Raw genomic sequence first — 1297 nt, forward strand, 5'->3', positions numbered from 1 at the left:
CGCCGAGTCGCACCGGGCCGTTGGGGAACCGGTGCGCCTCGGTGAAGTTCACCCGGTCGGGCGCGATGTCGAAGGCCATGACGCGTCCGCTGGACGCGCCGAGGTCGACCGCCGCGACCCGGACCGCTCCCCCGCCCATCAGCCCCCCGCTCATCAGCGCAGGAAGGCGGCTGCGACGCCGGAGTCGACCGGGACGTGCAGCCCCGTGGTCTGGGACAGGTCGCCGCCGGTGAGCGCGAACACCGCGGCGGCGACGTGCTCGGGCAGCACCTCGCGGCCGAGCAGGGTGCGTTTGGCGTAGTAGGCGCCCAGTTCCTCCTCCTTGACGCCGTAGACGGCGGCGCGCTGGGCGCCCCAGCCGCCGGCGAAGATGCCCGAGCCGCGCACCACGCCGTCGGGGTTGACGCCGTTGACGCGGATGCCGTGCGGGCCCAGTTCGGCGGCCAGCAGCCGCACCTGGTGCGCCTGGTCGGCCTTGGTGGCGCCGTAGGCGATGTTGTTCGGCCCGGCGAACACGCCGTTCTTCGACGAGATGTAGACGATGTCGCCGCCCATGCCCTGCTCGATCATCGCCTTCGCCGCGGCCCGCGACACCAGGAAGGACCCGCGGGCCATCACGTCGTGCTGGAGGTCCCAGTCACGCGCGGTCGTCTCCAGCAGCGGCTTGGAGATCGACAGGCCGGCGTTGTTCACCACCAGGTCGACGCCGCCGAAGGCGAGCACGGCCTCGGCGAACGCCCGCTCCACGGCGGCCTCGTCCGACACGTCCGCGGCCACGCCGATCGCGACGTCCGCGTTGCCGATCCCGGAGGCGACCGACGCGGCCTTCTCCCCGTCCAGGTCGGCGACCACGACGCACGCGCCCTCGGCGGCCAGCCGCTCGGCGATGGCCTTCCCGATGCCCGACGCCGCGCCGGTCACCAGCGCCACGCGCGTGGCCAGCGGCTTCGGCGCGGGCCTCCGCCGGAGCTTGGCCTCCTCCAGCGCCCAGTACTCGATGCGGAACTTCTCCGCCTCCGGGATCGGCCGGTAGATCGACACCGACTCCGCGCCGCGCATCACGTTGATCGCGTTGACGTAGAACTCGCCCGCCACCCGCGCGGTCTGCTTGTCGCGGCCGAACGAGAACATGCCGACACCGGGCACGAGCACGATGGCCGGGTCCGCACCGCGCAGCGGGGGAATCCGGGGTGGCGTGCCGCTCGTAGTAGGCGCGGTAGTCCTCGCGGTAGGCGGCGTGCAGCTCCTTGAGCCGCGCGACGATCTCGTCCACGGTCGCGGTGCCGGGCAGGTCGAC

1 pseudogene is annotated in these 1297 nt (G+C 73.2%); it reads right to left on the reverse strand.

From position 1 onward, the window contains the following. Positions 1-153: 153 nt before the first annotated feature. Positions 154-1297 (reverse strand): annotated as a pseudogene (gene rhaD, locus ACFV4N_RS43895) (bifunctional rhamnulose-1-phosphate aldolase/short-chain dehydrogenase); the annotation flags it as partial.

Source organism: Actinosynnema sp. NPDC059797, from assembly GCF_042732085.1.
In the GTDB taxonomy this organism is placed as follows: Bacteria; Actinomycetota; Actinomycetes; order Mycobacteriales; family Pseudonocardiaceae; genus Actinosynnema.